Below are 1,697 nucleotides of genomic sequence, written 5' to 3' on the forward strand. Positions count from 1 at the left end.
CGAAAGAGGAAATAATATTTCGAGTTTAAAGACGTAGAAGGGCGGTGGCTATATGCTATCAAAAGAAAGTAAAATTTCAAAACTAACTACGCATTTAAACATAATTGAGACGAAATCAAAAGATAACAAGAACGTATCAAAGCGTACTTATCAATGGTTAACCAACGATATCATAAGCTACTATGTAGCTTTTGAGAAAGTGGCAACCAATAAGGGCCCGGGAACGGCTGGGATTGACTTCCAAACCATCGATGGAGTAGAATTAAAGAAACTTCAAAAATGGAATAAAAAGGTCAGAGAAGGAACATATGAACCTTCACCAGTAAAAAGAATAGAAATCCCCAAACCAAATGGTAAACTAAGACCTCTAGAGGTATATCTATCATCAAAGATAGGGTCATTCAAGAAGTCATAAGAAAACAATTGGAAGCATATTATGAACCAAAATTCTCTGAATTCAGCTATGGATTTAGACCTGGAAAATCAACCCATGATTGCTTAAAACGCTTTCAACAAAGATTTAAGGGGATTAATTGGTTTATCAAAATCGATTTAAAAGAATTTTTTGACACGGTAAATCATAAAGTGTTATATGGAATCATTGACAAAGATATCTCAAAATATAAAGTCAAAAGACTAGTTGCTAAAATGGTGAAAAGTGGCGTCATGAAACAAGGACAATACATAAAAACCATAAAGGGAACACCACAAGGAGGAATTATTTCGCCTATTTTATCTAATATTGTTCTAAATGAATTAGATAAATATATAGGAAACCTCCAAAAGGAACTATCCGAATTCATGAAGGTAAAAGATAATCCTGTATATGCAAAAATATTTAGGGATATTAATAAAGCTAAAAAAGAAAAGGATAAGGAGAGAATTGACAAATTAAGAAAAGAATTGAAGATAACTCAACGTTATAAACAAAAACCAATTCGAATCGAATATTTGAGATATGCAGATGATTTCATTATTGGGATAAGTTGTCAAAGTAAGATATTACCACATCAAATTAAGAAAATGGTAGTTGAATTTATTGAAGGAAAATTGAAATTAAAAGTTTCAAGCGATAAATCAAAAATTCAAAAAACAAAAAAAGGGATTGAATTCTTAGGTTATGACTTATCAGTAAATCCAACAAAAGAGAACCATAAAAGGAAATCAACCAAAGCAAGTCTAAATGAAAAACCACAACTTAAAATAGATGAAAAACTAATTGAGAAAAAAGCGAAAGAATTAGGATGGATAGATAAAAATAATAAAATTATCCACGATAAAAAGTTAGTAAGTTTTGAAAAACTAGAAATAATAAGAACTTATAAAGTCATCATGAATGGATACATAAATTATTATAGCTATATTTCAAACATCTCTCAATTAGGCAAATGGTATTATTATGCGACATATTCTTTATTAAAAACTCTGGCTGGAAGGGATAAATGCTCACTTGCAAAGACCCGGAAGAAATATCGAATAGGGAAAAGTTTTGGGATCAAGTATGAAACCAAAACCAAACCCAAATACGATACTTGGCCGCTATTTAGTTGGGATTTTGTTAAAAAATTAAGGAAATATCAAAATAAGGATATGAACCTAACAATAAACACAAATACCTATAAAAGTAGAACTAAGCTAACAGATAGATTGCAAGCTGTTAAATGTGAAAACTGTTTAGTAGAAGGGATTTCATTAGA

General features: G+C 30.3%; 2 protein-coding genes. Both read left to right on the top strand.

What is annotated here, in order from left to right; translation table 11 throughout:
* Positions 1-199 precede the first annotated feature (199 nt).
* A complete protein-coding gene (locus KTO59_RS04180; protein ID WP_284928801.1) occupies positions 200-415 on the top strand; it encodes a hypothetical protein in 216 nt (71 codons plus the stop codon).
* An 8-nt stretch (positions 416-423) separates the two neighbouring features.
* A partial coding sequence (locus tag KTO59_RS04185) for a reverse transcriptase/maturase family protein (RefSeq protein ID WP_284928802.1) occupies positions 424-1,697 on the top strand: 1,274 nt, incomplete at its 3' end.

It is taken from the genome of Candidatus Phytoplasma sp. AldY-WA1 (assembly GCF_020312115.2).
Taxonomy (GTDB): domain Bacteria; phylum Bacillota_I; class Bacilli_A; order Acholeplasmatales; family Acholeplasmataceae; genus Phytoplasma; species Phytoplasma vitis.